The sequence below is a fragment of the Pseudovibrio sp. JE062 genome, assembly GCF_000156235.1.
GTDB lineage: Bacteria > Pseudomonadota > Alphaproteobacteria > Rhizobiales > Stappiaceae > Pseudovibrio.
This window is the reverse complement of sequence record NZ_DS996809.1, coordinates 112,735-129,241: the sequence shown is the minus strand read 5'-3', so window position 1 is coordinate 129,241 and position 16,507 is coordinate 112,735. Positions and strand designations below refer to the sequence as shown.

Sequence of the window (16,507 nt, the reverse complement as noted above, 5' to 3'; positions counted from 1 at the left end):
ATGTCTTTTGCTCTTGAAGACCTGCCATATGCATACGACGCTCTGGCCCCTTACATGTCTGCTGAAACTCTCGAGTTCCACCACGACAAACACCATATGGCTTACGTAACCAACGGCAACAAGTTGCTCGAAGGTTCAGGTCTTGAAGGTAAAAGCCTCGAAGAGATCGTTAAAGAAAGCTACGGCACCAATGCTGGTCTGTTCAACAACGCTGGTCAGCACCTCAACCACCTTCACTTCTGGAAGTGGATGAAGCCTAATGGTGGCGGTTCTTCTCTCCCAGGCGTTCTGGCAAAGAAAGTTGACGAAGATCTCGGTGGTTTCGACAAGTTCCGCGCTGACTTCATCAACGCTGGTGTAACCCAGTTCGGTTCCGGTTGGGCATGGCTTGCAGTTAAAGACGGCAAGCTCGTAGTGATGAAAACCCCTAACGGCGAAAACCCAATCGTACACGGCGCAACCCCAATTCTTGGCTGCGACGTATGGGAACACTCCTACTACATCGATTACCGCAACGCGCGTCCTAAGTACCTGGAAGCGTTCGTTGATAACCTGATCAACTGGGAATACGTGGAAGAGCTGTACTCTGCAGCTGTTTAATCCCACAGACAGATTATAATTAAGGCGGCCTTGTGCCGCCTTTTTTGTTTCGACTGCTTCGATTTTTTAAATTGTCACTATTGACAGTTTATTGATTGTTGCCTATCTCTATTTACGTCCGTTGAGTGAAAGCACATACCCATGCCGCGTCCGAGTGTTCAATCCGCCAGACTTAATGAGATCGTACAAGCAGCAGCAAAATGCGTTGCTCAATATGGTTTGGAAGGCGTGACGCTGGAACGCATTGCTGAAGAAACAGGACTGAAACGACCGCTTATCCGCCACCATGCGGGTAATCGGGAAGAGATAATAAACGCTGTTGTAACCCATGTTCTTGCAGGCTTTGCCGAAGTGACAACCATGTTCGCCAAAGCACTACCTGAAAAACGTGGCTCCTACGCCGCTGTTGATCATCTGTTTGATGATCATGGCTATTCTGATCCTGCTGAGATGATGGTGTTCCAATCCATCGTGGCAGCTGCGGACAGGTTTCCGGCGGAATCAGAGGCTCTCCTGAAATGGGTGGGCGACTTTACAGCAGTTATAGTCGAGGCAATTAAACGAGACTTTCCTGAAGTAGAAACTGAAGCCGCCGAAACCGTTGCCCATGGCATCGTGGCGATCTACTTCAACGTTGATTCCTTGGCCCCGTTAAAGCCGCCACATGAGTGGAGGCGATATGCAAAAAATGCAGCATTGCTGCTTCTGAGGTCCTTGGAAACGAATGCAAGTACTCAAAGAGCTACTTAGAACGATAATCAGCTACAGCAAGTGGCGAACCATTTTCGCTCTGATCCTGATTGCCGCCTCACTTTACTACGGCTGGCAATGGGTCTGGGGTGCGCTTTTCCTTCTCTGGACGTTTAGAGCGTGGCGGACCAACTCAGTTTATGTCGTCGAGGCCCTCGCACGTGATGACCATCCGTTCCTGTTCTGGATCATCATCATCCTGTGGGCGACGCTATCGCTCTACCTCATCTTCGCAGATCTAATAATGATGCTAGGAGGCGTTCCCCATGTCTACTCATAGCAACGGTATGCCAGTCCTCCCGAAGGAGGCATACACCTCTCAGGAATGGTTTGACCGTGAGCAAGCACTGATCTTCTCAAAAACCTGGGCACTTGCTGGGTTTCAGGAAGATATCACAGAGCCGGGTCAATACATTTCAGTTCAGGCAGGCCTGAACAATATCTTCATCGTGATGGGTAGAGACCACCGCCTGCGCGCGTTTCACAACATCTGCCGCCACAGAGGCACGCAGCTTTTGAGGGCTGAGGGGAAAACGCAAAAGGCGATCACCTGTCCTTACCACGATTGGACTTACGACCTCGAAGGCAACCTGATCTCAGTGCCGGAGCAGGAAAAAGAGTTCCCAGGAATTGATCTGTCGTGCAACGGCCTGAAGAAAGCTTCGGTCGATATCTGGCGCGGCATGCTCTGGGTCCATCCAGATGAAAACGCACCGTCCATCGTCAACTGGTTTGGTGACGTGGAGCCATACCTTGCGCCTTATGATCCTGCAGGACTAATCGAGACTGAGGAGGGCTACTCAAAACACGAGATCAAGGCCAACTGGAAGATCATCGTCGAGAATTATATCGACGGCTATCATCTGGCTCACCTTCATTCTCACACGCTCAATATGTACGATCATTCCAAGATCGAATGCGAGTTCATCGGTCCACACTTTGCTTTCTGGGAGCCACTGGCTGACTTCTATGCAGCTGAGGTGGAAAAGGTAACCCCGATGCCACTCATCCCGGGTATCCCGAAAGACAGGGTGGGCGCTTGGGTGCCAATGCTGTTTCCCGGCATTGGGCTGGGTGAATCTGAGAACTCTTGGTCTACATTCCACATCACACCAGTAGCTCCAGACAGATCCATCGTCGAGATCCGCACGCGTGTCGCAAATGAGTCAACCTGGGCTTTCACGAAGGCGGCCATGGCCTCAGCATCGTTCTGGGATAAGCATCTAAGTGCCAAGTACAACGGTGATCCAAATGTAGATCCAATGTCCTCCGGAGATTTCATGCTGGAAGATATCTACGCTTGCGAACAACAGCAAAAATCATTGCAAAGCCCATACTTTGAGCATGGCCCGTCCTCTAAGCACGGCGAGAAGCCGGTGAGAGACCATCAGTCCGTGGTCGCGAAGTGGATGGAGAGCGATCAGTGAGAAATGTTGTCTATCCACTAAGGGTTTCTGAGGTTATCTCGGAAACCAAACAGGCGAAAACCATCAGGTTTGATGTGCCGATTGAGCTGAGAGATGAGTTTCATTGGCAACCTGGTCAGCACATCACCATCGAGCTGGAAGCAAACGGCGAGAAACTACGCCGCCCTTTCACGATCTCAGCAGCACAAGGCAACCGCAGGGCATTGCAAATTACAGTGAAACTAAATCCTGATGGCATTGTCTCTAAGTACCTATGCACTGCGGTAAAGGCAGGTCAGCAGCTTAATGTGATGCCACCGTTCGGAGGCTTTATGCTTGAGCCGCGTTCAGACCATCAGCGCACGCTCTACTTCTTTGCCGGAGGCAGCGGTATCACACCTGCGATGGCAATGATTGAAGCTGTATTGGAAAATGAGCCTCGTTCAAAATTGTACTTGCTCTACGCAAACCGCTCTGCTGACGACATCATCTTTAAGGATCATCTGGAGCAGTTGGCTGAACGCTACCCAGCTCAGCTTGAAGTCAGGCATATTCTCTCAAAACCATCCATGTGGTCCATGTTCTCACCCTGGAAATCTGGCCGGATCTCCAAGGATGTCATTCTGGAGTACCTGTCTGAATGTCGCCCGATTGCTCAGGATGCCCAATATTTCATTTGCGGTCCGGGTTCTATGAACAACGACGTCCGTGGTGCTCTCCATAATTGTGACGTTCCGGCTGATCGAATCCACGCAGAGAGCTTTGGTAGTGATACAGGCGCTCCAGTTGATGTTAGCAGCGTTCCGGCACTGCTCAAGCTCGATTATTACGGAGAGGCCATTGAGCTGGAAGTGGCGGAAGGTCAGTCCATAATGAACGCAGTTCGCGCAGCAGGTTTGGAACCACCATACTCCTGCCAGTCCGGCATCTGCGGCGCATGTAAGGCACAGATCAAGAGTGGGGCCGTACATATGCAGGCCAGAATGGCATTGGAAGACGCAGAGGTCGCCAAAGGCGCAATCCTGACCTGTCAGTCATATGCAACAACGCCGGAGTTATTTGTCAGTTTCAGATAGATCAGGAGCCGAAAAGCTTATCAAAGAAGCTTTTCTCGTAACCCATCTGGCAGCGAGAAGTGATGATCTGGTCCAGAACCCCATTCATCAGATAGAGGAAAGCTTCGCACTCACTTTGAGTTGTAAAGCAAGCCTCTGTCGAAACGTTGTAAGGCTGGTTATCACTTAAGACACGCCCACCCACATTCGCCTGCCAAACATTGGCAGCGCCATGCTCAGCAGTGGCTATGGAGCAATCATATTGCGTGCCTCTCACGCGTGGCATGATAGGTCCAGTGCGAGGAATAAGCTGGCGTTCCAGATAGTTGGTGCTGGGTGGTTGACTGCAACTCACAAGAAAGAGAGACGCCGCAGCAAAGCAGGCGAGGGGGGCAATCGTCTTCATGTACTCAACGCTTTCGGGCCTTAACGGCCTCTTCTGTCAATGTTGTTTTAAAACCAGCCGAAAAGTCCTTTGTAATAACCATGCTGGCAACTGGCACTGCGCGTGAGCTCCAAATAGCCACGCATAAAATTCAGATAAGCCTGACACTTCTCCATGGTCCTGAAACACGCCACGCTGGAAATGTTCCGGCTCGGATCGCTGAAGTACCCTGTCACAAACGCCTGATAAACATTCTCAGCCCCATCCTCCTTCACCCGTATCCGACAATCATACTGCGACCCATAAATCCGCGGCGCCGACCGCAGATCATTCGGGATTAAATGATTGAAAGGATACAGCTTGTTGTTGACCTGAGCGGATGCTTGCGCAGGTGGGAAGGCGAACAAGAGTAGAATGACAAGAACGGCACGCACAGGATGTTCCAGACTTTTATTGTTGTTTATGTCTTTAACATTGAGCGCCAAGAGGAGCTTTCACTCCTCATTAGACCTGCAAATTCTAGCTCTTTCTTGGTTCCGGCATTCCTAACAGAGCTTTTCGAACTGAGAACAAGGTTAAGGTAAACTTGCAGCGTTATTGAATAGAAAAAAGGCGCCCCGAAGTGAGGCGCCTTTTTTGCTGTAAGACTTATCGTTCTTAAGCTTTGCCGGTCTGTTTCAAGGCAAAAGCATAAACCAGTGCGACCTCTTTCAGGCGATCAAATCGACCGGAAGCACCGCCGTGGCCAGCGTCCATGTTTGTGCGTAGCATGGTGAGGTTGTCGTTGGTCTTTTTCTCGCGCAAAGTCGCGACCCATTTGGCAGGCTCCCAATAGGTCACGCGTGGGTCAGTCAGGCCACCAAGAGCAAAGATGGCTGGATAGTCCTTTGCGTCCACGTTATCGATTGGTGAGTAGGAAGCAATGTAACCATAAGCGCTCTTGTCGCGGATAGGGTCACCCCATTCCGGCCACTCAATCGGGGTCAATGGCAAAGTATCGTCCAGCATGGTTGTGAGCACATCTACGAACGGCACTTCAGCGATCATCGCAGCAAATGCTTCTGGTGCCATGTTCGCACAGGCCCCCATCAGCATACCGCCAGCAGAGCCACCATGAGCAACAATCCGATCATGTGATGTGAAGCCTTCACTGGCAAGGAACTTGGCGGAGGCTATGAAATCATAGAAGGTGTTCTTCTTGAACTCACGGCGACCATTCTTGTACCAGGCATAGCCCTTGTCCTTGCCACCCCGGATGTGAGCGATGGCATAAACAAAGCCGCGATCTACCAGAGATAGTGTATTGGTAGAGAAGCTGGCCGGAATGGATATGCCGTAGGAGCCGTACCCGTAAAGCAGGCAAGGTGCACTACCATCCAGAACGGTGGATCGCTTATACAGCAGGGACACCGGAACCAGTGTTCCATCATGGGACGGAGCCATCAGCCGGCGGGTGATGTATTCAGAAGCATCATGGCCAGAAGGCACTTCCTGACGTTTGCGCAGAACGCGATCACGTGTTGCAAGGTCATAATCATAAACCTCGCTTGGTGTGGTCATGGAAGAGTAGGTGAAGCGAATGGTGCTGGTATCGTACTCAAACCCGCTTGCCATACCAAGGCTGTAAGCTTCCTCATCAAACTCGATCACATGAGAAATGCCGTCGATGAAGCGATGCACCACAATGCGCGGCAAGCCGTCAACACGTTCCAGCCAGACCATGTAGTCCTTGTAAACGTCATGAGACAGGATCAGACGGCCCGGCTTATGCGCGATTAGATCCACCCAATGTGATTTACCCGGCATTGCCAACTGCGCCACGAGCGGCACGCTCACGATCTTGAAATCTTCCGCCTCACCAGCGTTGGTGAGGATCAACAGACGATCACCATTGTCTTCAACGGAATATTCAACGCCGGTCTCACGCTCAGCCACCAGCGTAGGCTTTGCCAAAGGATCATCAGCCGGGATCAGCCAGACCTCGGTGGTCTCATGATCTCCTGAACCAATGCAGATGAAGCGGCTAGACTGGGTTCGGCCAAGCCCAACGAAGAAGCTCGTATCCTTCTCTTCATAAACCAGCGCATCCTCGGTGCGTGGTGTGCCAAGCTTGTGGCGGAAGAGTTTGGATGGGCGATGGTTTGCATCTACCTCAACATAAAACAGATACTGACCGTCTTTGGACCAGACACCTCCGGCACCAGTATCCGGAATGGTGTCTTCCAGATCTTCGCCAGTTGCGGTATCGCGGATCTTGAGGGTGTAGTACTCAGAGCCTTTATCGTCATAAGCCCAGGCTAGGTATTTGTGGTCGTCGCTGTGAGACGCGCCGCCAAACTTGAAGTAGGCTTTTCCGTCTGCTTCAAGGTCTCCATCAACCAGCACGATAGGGTCGCTGCCATCTCGCTTGCTGCGGACGAACTTGGGATGCTGCCCGCCTTCAACAAACTTGGTGGCATAGGCATACTCGCCATCAGGGGAGGGAACCGAGCTGTCGTCTTCCTTGATGCGTCCCTTCATTTCTGCAAACAGAGCTTTTTGTAGCTCTTCAGTATCTGCCATTTCGCTTGTGGTATAAGCGTTCTCGGCTTCCAGATACGCGCGGATCTCTGAATCAAGTACCTCAGGATCGCGCATAACCTCTTGCCAGTTGTCTGCGCGCAGCCAGGCATAAGGCTCGTTGCGGGTAAAACCGTGATGGCTGGTTTCGTGAGTGCGCATCTGAGCGCGTGGTGGAACTGGTTTATTCATTATACCTGACTGAGTTTTCGCAAATGATTTTGAGACCTAAGCTCTGTTGGCTCTGCATTTTAAGTGAGAACTGACATAAAGCCAGTTCCCGATTAAAACTTATCCATCAGAAGATATGTGCCGTATCGAAGGTATAAATTTGAAGGCGAAGCTTTTTACACCGATTATTTTCATGCTCATATGTCTATCGATGTGGAGCTGATAATATTGTTTCAGTGTAAATTCAGTTGTTCTTCCACAGCTTCAAAACGTCGCTCTTTCGCTCCGCGACAACACCTATCTTAGATTTTATCAAAACTACTCGTCAGGTGTGAATGTCATCGAAGTACCATTCATGCAGTAGCGAAGTCCTGTAGGTGGCGGGCCATCTGGGAAAACGTGTCCAAGGTGTCCTCCACAACTTGCACAGCAGATCTCCGTACGCACCATGCCCAAAGTCGTGTCTTTATGCTCGGTTACAACGTCTGGAGCGACCGCTTCGAAGAAGCTTGGCCAGCCGCAGCCTGCATCAAATTTTGTGTCTGATTTGAATAACTTAGACCCACATGCAGAACAGCTGTAAGTGCCGGTTTCAAAGGTGTTCCAATAAGGACCGGTAAATGCGCGTTCAGTTCCTTTTTCGCGTAAGATTCGAAACTGTTCCGGAGTCAGTTTTTCCCGCCATTCCGCCTCGGTCATGTCCTTAGGTGATTTTTTGTTAAACATGATAGAAATCCTTATTCAACGGGCTCAATGGTAGGGCCATGTTAAGTTTACCAAGACATAAACAAACAGCAGATGTCTAAAAGGCAAGTTACAAATAGGTGAGGTTAGAGTTTATTGAAACCTGACAAAACTAGAATGTGATGAACTTGCCCCGCATGGGTGGGCAGATTATGTCTTTGGAGTGGTCGGGGGAGCGTGTTTGGCAAATTCGACTCGGTCTTATAGGTTCAACCACGAAAATAATTCACGGAGTGCTACATGCCTTTATTCGGTGTCGAGGCAACGTTCTGGGCGTTATTAGGCCCGTTTGTTGCCGCTGCGCTTAGTCCCATTCTGGCAAAGACTCTGAAACACAATGCATCATGGCTTCTGGCTATAATTCCTGCATTGGCTTTCTTACAGTTTCTCTCATTCGTGCCGGGTCTTGCTGAGGGGCAAACCTACAAGGCAAGCTTGGAATGGGTTCCCACCTTTAACGTAAACTTCTCGATTTATCTGGATGGCCTGTCAGTCGTTTTTGCGCTTCTGATCTCCGGGATCGGCACATTCATTACGTTATACGCTGGTGGTTACCTGAAAGGGCATGAAAATCTCGGGCAGTTCCTGTCCTATTTGTTCCTGTTTATGGGCGCTATGCTTGGCGTTGTCGTGGCCGATAATGTCATCACGCTGTTCGTCTATTGGGAGCTGACGTCCATCACGTCGTTCCTGCTGATTGGCTTTGACCATCTGCGCCGTGCCTCGCGCCGCTCTGCCGTGCAGGCGCTTGTTGTGACTGGCGGCGGTGGTCTTGCCCTGATGGCAGGTCTTATTCTTGCAGGCTATCAAGGCGGTAGCTTCGAGATGAGTGAGCTGCTCAACTCAGGTGATGTGCTACGTGAGAGCCCATATTACACCGCGATCTTTATTCTGGTCGTACTCGGTGCCTTCACGAAATCCGCTCAATTCCCGTTCCATTTCTGGCTTCCAAACGCAATGGAAGCGCCAACACCTGTTTCCGCGTACTTGCACTCCGCGACCATGGTGAAAGCTGGCGTTTACCTGCTTATGCGCATGCATCCGGTTCTGGGAGGAACCGAGCTTTGGATGACAGTTCTGCCAATCTTTGGCGGTATCACATTGCTGGTTGGTACCATCCTCGGTATTCGCCAGACAGATCTAAAGCTTGTTTTGGCCTACACCACCGTTGCATCTCTTGGTCTTCTGGTGATGCTGACCGGCACGTCTGATCAGATCGCTATTCAGGGTGCGGTTCTCTATCTGTTTGCGCACTCTCTCTTCAAAGGTTCGCTCTTCATGGTCGTCGGTACGGTGGACCATGAATCTGGCACGCGAGACCTGCACAGAGTGGGGGGACTGTTCTCCGCGATGCCGATCACAGGCACTGCCGCAGTTCTATCGGCTCTTTCTATGGCTGGTCTGCCTCCACTTATCGGCTTTGTTGCTAAGGAAGTCCTCTACGACGGCACCTGGTACACCACCAACGGCGGATTATGGACAGCCTTCGCTGTACTGGGCAACGCCATGATGTTTGCATTGGCCGCAACTGTTGCCATCAAACCGTTCTTCGGCGCTAAGTTGAAAACGCCAAAAGCTGCTCATGAAGGGACAGTTTTGCTGATTGCCGGTTCAATCACACTGGCTGTTTTGGGCTTAGTGGCGGGTGCCTTTGTAGCTTCTGTAGGGCATCAGCTCTTGTCGCCGATGACCTCAGCAATCCTTGGCCAGCCGTTTGATAAAGAACTGCATCTGTTCCCAACCTACCTGTCTCCTGCGCTGTACTTGTCTGTAGCAACTATCGGTCTGGGCATCATCATCTTCATGTACATGGATCGTCTCCGTGTCATCGTTGCTGATGTTCTGCGCACAATCGGATGGGGACCAGACAAAGGCTTTGATCAAGTTCTGGAAGCGATCATCCGCTTCGCGACGACGCTGACACAAATGGTTCAGACTGGCAGCATGGTCACCTACATGCGGGCCACGTTTACTGTGATCGCGTTGATGCTGTTTGTGCCAATGATCCTCACAGGCAATTGGCCAAAGCTGGAAGGCTTGGGAAGTCTCCACGTTTATGAGTGGTTCATCGCAGCCATAGCCGTCATTGGTGTCTATGCAGTGTTGACCGCACGCTATCGGGTAACTGCGATCGTCCTGCTTGGTATTCAGGGATTTGCGGTTGCGTTGATCTATCTGCTGTTTGGAGCGCCAGACCTGTCCTTCACCCAGTTCATGGTTGAAACGCTGTCTGTGGTCATCCTTGCTCTGGTCATGACACGACTGAACCTCAAGCCAACGGATGCCCGCTCGTCCCGTGGCAAGGCCTTTGACATCAGCATAGCTGTGCTTTGTGGCGCTGGCATCAGCATGTTGCTCATGTCCATTGTTCAGCTGCCATTTGATCCGACACTCTCTGAGTTCTTCACCCAGTACAGCCGCACGATTGCGCATGGCCGCAACATCGTGAACGTCATCCTCGTTGATTTCCGTGGTTTTGATACCATCGGTGAAATCTCTGTTGTGATGGTAACTGGCCTTGCGGTGCTTGCACTTATCAGAGTTCGTCCTAAATCAAATGGAAACTCGAATACGGAGAAAAATCGCTAATGAATACGCTTATATTCAGAACGGTCGCTCCGTACCTTTCAGCACTGATGCTGTTGTTCTCCGTCTTTGTGCTGCTGCGGGGTCATAATGAGCCCGGCGGTGGTTTTATTGGCGGCCTTATCGCAGTTTCCGCATTCGCCATATACGGCATCGCTTGTGGCGTATCGGCTGTGCGCCGCGCAATGAAGTTCCATCCAATGTCCATTGCAGCATCCGGCCTGTTTCTGGCAGTCCTGTCTGTGCTGCCGAGCATCTTCTTCGGTCAGCCAGCCATGACCAGTCAGTGGTTGGCACTGCCATTCCTAGGCACGGTGATCGATCTGTCGACACCGCTATTCTTTGATATTGGCGTGTATCTGGTTGTTGTAGGAGCGATCTCCTCTATCGCTCTTTCTCTGGAAGAAAGGGCAGACTAATGGAAACGCTTTTTGCTGTACTTGTAGGCGTACTCTTCGCAGGCTCAATCTATCTGCTGCTCTCTCGCAAGCTGGTCAGAATCCTGCTGGGTATCGCTATTCTCGGTAATGCAGTGAACCTCTTGATCTTCACTGCAGGTCGACTGACACGAGATGTGCCGCCAATCATCCCGGTCCATAGCTATCTCCCCGTAGAAGCAACAGCGAACCCATTGCCTCAGGCATTGGTGCTCACTGCGATCGTGATTTCCTTCTCTTTCCTCGCGTTCTTTCTGGTCCTCGGGTATCGGGCCTATCAGGAACTTGGAACAGATGATCTGCTGGAAATGCGCGTCGCGGAACCAAAAGAACACAATGAACCGCCGCTGGGGTACTAAGTAGATGGCTGCAACGAAAACTACAGTTGATATTACAGCGGCGATGGTTACCGAGGCGGTGCCGCTTGCAGATTGGCTTCTGGTTGCGCCAGTCCTGCTGACAATGGCAGGCGGTGCGATCTCTATCATCTTCCGCAAGAAACCTCAGACCCAACCATGGATCGCGATCTCGATCATTTCGCTCGTTATCCTCTCGAACATTGGCCTGCTGACCCACGTCCTCAACAATGGTGTTGTCACCATGGTCATGGGCAGCTGGCTGCCACCATTCGGTATCGCATTCACAGCTGATCCACTCGGAGCACTGCTTGCTCTGACGGCGTCTATCGCAACGCTGTGTGTTGCTGTTTTTGCGATGAACTCCATTGCAGAGAGTGAACGCCGATACGGTTTCTATCCGTTTTTGATGATGCTTCTGTGTGGTGTCACCGGCTCATTCCTGACAGGTGATATCTTCAACCTCTACGTCTGGTTTGAAGTGCTGCTGATCTCATCCTTCGGTATGCAGATCCTAGGCAATGAGAAAGTCCAGATCGATGGTGCTGTTAAATATGCCGTCCTGAACCTGATCGCCACCACATTGTTCCTTGCCTCAACTGGCTTGCTGTATGGTCTGGTCGGCACGCTGAACATGGCGGACATTGCTGGCAAGCTGAAGGCCTTTGATGGCTCAGGACCTGTTCTTGGCCTCGCAGCTCTCTACTTCCTTGCATTCGCAATGAAGGCAGCAGCATTCCCGGTCAATTTCTGGCTTCCTGCGTCGTACCACACGCCGCGTCTGGTCGTGGCAGCGATCTTCGCTGGTCTTCTCACAAAGGTCGGTGTTTATGCACTGCTCAGAGTGATGGTGCTTCTGATGCCGGAAGGCCGTGATTGGCTTGCTACCCTGATTGGTCTCGTCGCAATCGCAACCATGCTGACAGGCTCTCTCGGCGCACTGGCTCAAACGGATATCCGCCGCTTGATGGCATACCTCGTGATTGCGGGTATCGGCGCAATGTTGGCTGGTATCGCAGTTGGCAACGAAGTCGCTGTATCTGGTGCGATCTTCTATTCCATGCACTCCGTGCTGATCATGACCGCGCTGTATCTTCTGGTCGCATTTATGTTCCAGATGAGTGGTACGTTTTCCCTGCGCGAAATCGGCGGGCTCTATGTCCGCACGCCATTGGGAGCCGTCATTGGTTTGATCCTTCTGCTGGCTGTTGCAGGCTTGCCGCCGTTCTCAGGCTTCTGGGCAAAACTGCTGCTCGTAGCAGGTGCTTTGGAAGCAGATCGTGGCTGGGTTGCTGCCGGTATTCTGGTGTCCGGCCTGCTCACCACAATCGCAGTTGGTCGCCTCTGGATCTTCGCCTTCTGGCGGGGAGGGAACGAGCATACCGTGGACGGTATTCAGGCTCTTCCAATCGCAGGCAGTGCAGAAGCCTCTGAGATCTCCTGGAGCATCTGGCTACCGTTGATCCTTCTGACGACGCTTATTGTTCTGATTGGAATACTTCCGGAAAGCATGATGTCTGTAGCTGACTATGGAGCAAAAACGCTGATTGATCCGACAGCCTATATCGGTTCCGTATTTGGAGGTTCCCGATGAACAACAGGGTCTTTCTAATGAACCTGCTGCTCGCTGCAGCATGGGGTGCCGTTACAGGCTCATTTACACCGCTCAACCTGATCTTCGGTTTTGTGCTCTCTAGCATCGCCTTGTTCCTGATCCGGGAGCAGATCGCATTCAGAGATTACTTCCAGCGCGGTGGTAAGGTCGTCATTCTCGCAGGCAGTTTCTTCAAGGAACTTGTGCTGTCTTCATGGCGGGTATTGATGATCGTCATCCGCCCTAAGATAAAACTGCATCCGGGTATCATCGCTGTACCGCTGTCAGTTACAGAGGACTTTGAGATTACTCTGCTGGCAAACATGGTCACACTGACCCCAGGCACACTCTCGGTTGATGTCTCAGAGGATCGTAAAGTCCTGTTTGTGCATTGCCTGAATGTGCCGGACCCTGAAGAAACGATTGATGGCATTAAGAACGGTTTTGAGCGTCAGATTCTGGAGGCGTTTCGATGAGCGGATTTGAAGCTTTTGCTGCAGACTTTCTGTACGCCTGTGTGAGCATCGCACTCTTTATACTGGGCCTGACGTTTCTGCTGATCGTGTATCGCATTATCAAAGGGCCTACGCTGCCTGACCGCATCGTGGGACTGGATCTGCTGGTCGTCGTTGCAATCGGTCTGATTGCGACCGTAGGCGTAGGATCGACCTACACGCTGTATATCGACATCTCATTGGCTCTTGGCCTTGTTGGCTTCCTGGCAACTGTCGCTTTCGCGCGCTTCATTCTGAACCGTGGACAAGCCAAGGACTTCATCATTATGCAAGAGATCAAAGATTCTGAAAGACTGGAGGAGCAGGAATGATGTCAGCAGTTATCTCCATCCTGACAGGGATCATGTTGATCATTGGTGCAATCTTTGCTGCAGGTGCGGCCCTTGGCATAAACCGTTTGCCGGATGTCTATACGCGCATGCACGCAGCGTCTAAGGCTGGTACGCTTGGCTCTGGTCTGATGGTCCTGGCGCTGGGGTTATACTCTCAGCAATGGGATGACTTCATGCGCGCTGTGGCAACTGTCTGCTTCTTCTGCTCACCGCACCAGTGTCTGCACACTCATCGCACGCGCAGCTTATGTGGTTGGCTATAAGCCGTGTAAAGAGACCACAATTGATGAACTGAGTGTGACGAAGAAAACAGCAGAGCCAGATGCTCCGCAATAATGTGTCAGCCTCAGCCAAGCTTTTTGCGTTTTAGTGCTGAGCAAAGATACAATATAATCGACAATGACCATTAGGAAGGCGAAAAACTAGGAGTTGAAGTTTCAACTGCTTCGCCTTTCTAAAAGCCGATTACACAGTACAGTCACATTCTTCTGTCTGTACATTAGAGCCCGCAGTTTATCTAGCTCACTTCTATAATTTCTCAAGTTTGTTAGAAGTCTGTAAGGTCCTTCTAAATCACAATGCACAAAAAACCATAGTAAATCTGATTTTTTTGACCGGATTTAACTTGTTATCCTTATTTCCTGTCTCTATAACAGCCCCCTATGGTTTTTGCTTGTTTAGAGTCGAATTTCGGCTGTGGTAAGTATGGATCTTATCTTTGATCTTCGGGTCGAAGTATTGGTTCAGTAGTAAACAAGCACACGTATGAAATTTAGATCCACAAGATGACAGGTTTGAGATGAGCGAGATCCCTGCAGATAACAATTTGATGGAACTGACTGCTGATATCGTGTCAGCCTATGTTGGTAATAACACTGTGGCCTCCGCTGATTTGCCTGTGCTGATCAACGACGTTTACGTCGCTCTGCAGAAAACCAGCGGTGATCTTTCTGAGCCAGAGCCAGAGCCACTGAAGCCAGCTGTGCCGGTTAAGAAGTCTGTCACGAACGACTACATCATCTGCCTTGAAGATGGTAAGAAGTTTAAGTCCCTGAAGCGCCACCTGCGCACTCACTACGATATGACCCCTGAGGAATATCGTGAGAAATGGGGTCTTCCTTCTGACTACCCAATGGTTGCTCCTCATTACGCAGCAGCTCGTTCTGAGCTTGCTAAGAAAATGGGTCTCGGCCAGCAGCGTAAACGCGCTAAGTAATTTCGGGATATATCCTGAACGAAAACCAGCCTCATTCGGGGCTGGTTTTTTTTATTCCCCTTCCTTCATTTTTTATGCTCCCGTTATCGATGAATTCCCCTAAGGGTGCGTGCATTGTGTATATCGCCCTAGGTTGGTGAACGCTGCTTTCCGTAAAGGTAAATTTGGCTCATCGAACACTAGAGCTTAAGTTCTAATTTTACTGCGCTTGCCACAGTTGTGATTTCAAAATACCTGCAAGTCTCAAGAGTTAATTCAAAAATATAATTTGATAAGGTTTTAGGCAGCACGATTGCTGTGCCCAGGCAGCACGCTGAACCCACCTGATTTTACCAGTTGTTTAGAAAAATTTATGTTTTGAGGGCGCTCAGTCTCAATCTTATCCCCCCCGAGTATCGCTAGGGCAACAATCAATTGTTCTTTGACGATAACCAATCAGTTCATTGGAGTAATTAAATGCCAAGAATTTCTGAGGGGGAGAAAGACGAAATGTCCAGAAGTCCGCGTTTGGGATCTCCGGTTCATTCCGCCCTGCTGAACAAACCTTTGTCAGCGGTGGACTGGATGGCAACAGGACGCGTCGCGCTCGCATTTGGATTAAAGCCCGAAGAACTCCATTCCGCATCTCGTGGTTATGCAAAAGCAGCAAGAGCTCGGCAAGTCTCCATGTACATCCTCCATGTCTGTATGGGCATGACGTTGTCTCAGGCAGCAGCAGCCTTTGGCCGGGACAGAACAACAGCAGCCCACGCCTGCAAGGTTGTTGAAGATTTGCGTGAAGATCCCAGATTCGACGCTGTTCTCTCTGAAATTGAAGGGCAGCTCTCTGCATCTGTTGCCAGTGCTCGCATGCACCCGGCCATAAACGCTGGAGGCCCGTCTGATGTCTTCACAGCCTGAAACTGAAATCCCTGAGAAAGAGCTGATCAACCTATGCAGACGACTCTCTGGGCCAAATAGAAGTTCCCTAAAGGCGGCCGTTGCCAGAAAAACGCTAAATCATGCAATCGCCCTGAAACTTGTAATCAATCACGAAGACGGGCCAAGGCTAACCAAACACGGGAAGCAATGGCTCAAAAAGACTCTCAGCAATGGTGGGCTCGAGACGCAACCTGCTCCTGTGCAAGCAGTATGTGCTGATAGCCCTCTCGCCTGGCTTAAAAGCCGAAGGGACAAAGCGGGGAGGGCCTACATCACAGAACTGCAATATGAGGCTGGTGAGCGGCTGAGAGAAGATTTCACTTATGCTCAGTACTGGGGAACAGTTAAGTCCAATTGGCGAAGCGAACGAGCGCCCAAATCAGCCTGCAAAGTCGATGACGTCAGCGACAGTGTTTATGACGCCAGAGAACGTGTCCAGAAAGCACTGGCTGCGGTAGGGCCAGAGCTGTCAGGCATTCTCATGGATGTTTGTTGTTTTCTCAAAGCCCTCAAGCACGTCGAAAGCGAACGGCAATGGCCACAGCGCACAGCAAAGGTGGTACTGGGATTAGCACTGGATCGACTATCTAAGCACTATGGCTCCTCACGCCAACGCGCGGTCGGTCCTGAAACCTCACAAATTGTAAATTGGACAGCTCTTAGTTCAGAGCAAGTGCAGCAGACGCATCATCCTTGATGCGCTGGACCATTGAGCTCAGGCCATTTGAGCGCTGTGGTGTAAGATGCTCTTTGAGGCCGATTTTGCTGAAGACATTCTCAATGTCGGTCTCAAGGATCTCTTTTGCGGGTACACCAGAGTACTGCGCAAGAACGATGGCAACCAAACCACGCACGATATGCGCATCGCTATCGCCTTTGT

The 16,507-nt window shown here is 50.8% G+C and carries 19 protein-coding genes and 1 pseudogene; 15 read left to right on the top strand and 5 right to left on the bottom strand.

Annotation, left to right across the window (positions count from 1 at the left end; all coding sequences use genetic code 11):
* The 5 genes from PJE062_RS12980 (at position 1) to PJE062_RS12960 (ending at position 3,832) form a co-directional block, all read left to right on the top strand.
* Entirely contained in the window at positions 1-600 is a 600-nt protein-coding gene (locus PJE062_RS12980) for a superoxide dismutase (protein ID WP_008549597.1), read from the top strand.
* A gap of 141 nt (positions 601-741) precedes the next feature.
* Positions 742-1,350 (top strand): TetR/AcrR family transcriptional regulator, encoded by a 609-nt coding sequence (locus PJE062_RS12975; RefSeq protein ID WP_014285085.1) that lies wholly within the window; start codon positions 742-744, stop codon positions 1,348-1,350.
* Positions 1,325-1,630, top strand: coding sequence for a hypothetical protein (locus tag PJE062_RS12970; RefSeq protein ID WP_037036874.1), 306 nt, complete (start codon positions 1,325-1,327; stop codon positions 1,628-1,630). The genes PJE062_RS12975 and PJE062_RS12970 overlap by 26 nt, the downstream gene beginning before the upstream one ends.
* Complete coding sequence (locus tag PJE062_RS12965) at positions 1,617-2,777, top strand: aromatic ring-hydroxylating dioxygenase subunit alpha (RefSeq protein WP_008549766.1); 1,161 nt, start codon at positions 1,617-1,619, stop codon at positions 2,775-2,777. Before PJE062_RS12970 ends, PJE062_RS12965 begins: the two co-directional genes overlap by 14 nt.
* A complete protein-coding gene (locus PJE062_RS12960; RefSeq protein ID WP_008550016.1) occupies positions 2,774-3,832 on the top strand; it encodes a ferredoxin--NADP reductase in 1,059 nt (352 codons plus the stop codon). Before PJE062_RS12965 ends, PJE062_RS12960 begins: the two co-directional genes overlap by 4 nt.
* A 1-nt stretch (position 3,833) precedes the next feature.
* On the opposite strand, the gene PJE062_RS12955 is transcribed toward PJE062_RS12960, so the two are convergent.
* From PJE062_RS12955 to msrB, 4 genes are all read right to left on the bottom strand, one after another.
* Positions 3,834-4,217: a hypothetical protein gene (locus PJE062_RS12955; RefSeq protein WP_008549520.1), complete on the bottom strand. Its 384-nt coding sequence runs from the start codon at positions 4,215-4,217 to the stop codon at positions 3,834-3,836.
* A gap of 47 nt (positions 4,218-4,264) precedes the next feature.
* Entirely contained in the window at positions 4,265-4,681 is a 417-nt protein-coding gene (locus PJE062_RS26745) for a hypothetical protein (RefSeq protein ID WP_208982297.1), read from the bottom strand.
* Between the two features lie 172 nt (positions 4,682-4,853).
* Positions 4,854-6,947 (bottom strand): S9 family peptidase, encoded by a 2,094-nt coding sequence (locus tag PJE062_RS12945; protein WP_008549872.1) that lies wholly within the window; start codon positions 6,945-6,947, stop codon positions 4,854-4,856.
* 297 nt (positions 6,948-7,244) lie between these two features.
* Positions 7,245-7,652, bottom strand: coding sequence for a peptide-methionine (R)-S-oxide reductase MsrB (gene msrB, locus PJE062_RS12940; protein ID WP_014285092.1), 408 nt, complete (start codon positions 7,650-7,652; stop codon positions 7,245-7,247).
* A gap of 258 nt (positions 7,653-7,910) precedes the next feature.
* Between msrB and PJE062_RS12935 the strand changes: the two genes are divergently transcribed.
* The 10 genes and pseudogenes from PJE062_RS12935 to PJE062_RS12890 all read left to right on the top strand — a co-directional run bounded on the left by PJE062_RS12935 (position 7,911) and on the right by PJE062_RS12890 (position 16,324).
* Positions 7,911-10,259 (top strand): putative monovalent cation/H+ antiporter subunit A, encoded by a 2,349-nt coding sequence (locus tag PJE062_RS12935; protein WP_008549950.1) that lies wholly within the window; start codon positions 7,911-7,913, stop codon positions 10,257-10,259.
* Positions 10,259-10,675 (top strand): Na+/H+ antiporter subunit B, encoded by a 417-nt coding sequence (locus PJE062_RS12930; RefSeq protein WP_008549641.1) that lies wholly within the window; start codon positions 10,259-10,261, stop codon positions 10,673-10,675. The genes PJE062_RS12935 and PJE062_RS12930 overlap by 1 nt, the downstream gene beginning before the upstream one ends.
* Positions 10,675-11,052, top strand: coding sequence for a Na+/H+ antiporter subunit C (locus PJE062_RS12925; protein ID WP_008549842.1), 378 nt, complete (start codon positions 10,675-10,677; stop codon positions 11,050-11,052). The genes PJE062_RS12930 and PJE062_RS12925 overlap by 1 nt, the downstream gene beginning before the upstream one ends.
* Before the next feature lie 4 nt (positions 11,053-11,056).
* Entirely contained in the window at positions 11,057-12,643 is a 1,587-nt protein-coding gene (locus PJE062_RS12920; RefSeq protein ID WP_008549864.1) for a Na+/H+ antiporter subunit D, read from the top strand.
* Positions 12,640-13,119, top strand: a complete 480-nt coding sequence (locus tag PJE062_RS12915; protein ID WP_014285096.1) for a Na+/H+ antiporter subunit E — start codon at positions 12,640-12,642, stop codon at positions 13,117-13,119. The genes PJE062_RS12920 and PJE062_RS12915 overlap by 4 nt, the downstream gene beginning before the upstream one ends.
* Positions 13,116-13,469 carry a cation:proton antiporter gene (locus PJE062_RS12910; protein WP_008549505.1) on the top strand — a complete coding sequence of 118 codons (354 nt, stop codon included), beginning with the start codon at positions 13,116-13,118 and terminating at the stop codon, positions 13,467-13,469. The genes PJE062_RS12915 and PJE062_RS12910 overlap by 4 nt, the downstream gene beginning before the upstream one ends.
* A pseudogene (mnhG, locus tag PJE062_RS12905) lies at positions 13,466-13,826 on the top strand (monovalent cation/H(+) antiporter subunit G). Before PJE062_RS12910 ends, mnhG begins: the two are co-directional and overlap by 4 nt.
* 463 nt (positions 13,827-14,289) lie before the next feature.
* Positions 14,290-14,706 carry a MucR family transcriptional regulator gene (locus tag PJE062_RS12900; RefSeq protein WP_008549808.1) on the top strand — a complete coding sequence of 139 codons (417 nt, stop codon included), beginning with the start codon at positions 14,290-14,292 and terminating at the stop codon, positions 14,704-14,706.
* A 456-nt stretch (positions 14,707-15,162) separates the two neighbouring features.
* Entirely contained in the window at positions 15,163-15,606 is a 444-nt protein-coding gene (locus tag PJE062_RS12895) for a helix-turn-helix domain-containing protein (protein ID WP_014285098.1), read from the top strand.
* Positions 15,590-16,324 carry a DUF6456 domain-containing protein gene (locus PJE062_RS12890; RefSeq protein ID WP_008550039.1) on the top strand — a complete coding sequence of 245 codons (735 nt, stop codon included), beginning with the start codon at positions 15,590-15,592 and terminating at the stop codon, positions 16,322-16,324. The genes PJE062_RS12895 and PJE062_RS12890 overlap by 17 nt, the downstream gene beginning before the upstream one ends.
* On the opposite strand, the gene PJE062_RS12885 is transcribed toward PJE062_RS12890, so the two are convergent.
* Positions 16,287-16,507, bottom strand: a 221-nt coding sequence (locus tag PJE062_RS12885; protein ID WP_037036866.1) for a cysteine desulfuration protein SufE, incomplete at its 5' end; no start/stop codon positions are given. The genes PJE062_RS12890 and PJE062_RS12885 overlap by 38 nt on opposite strands.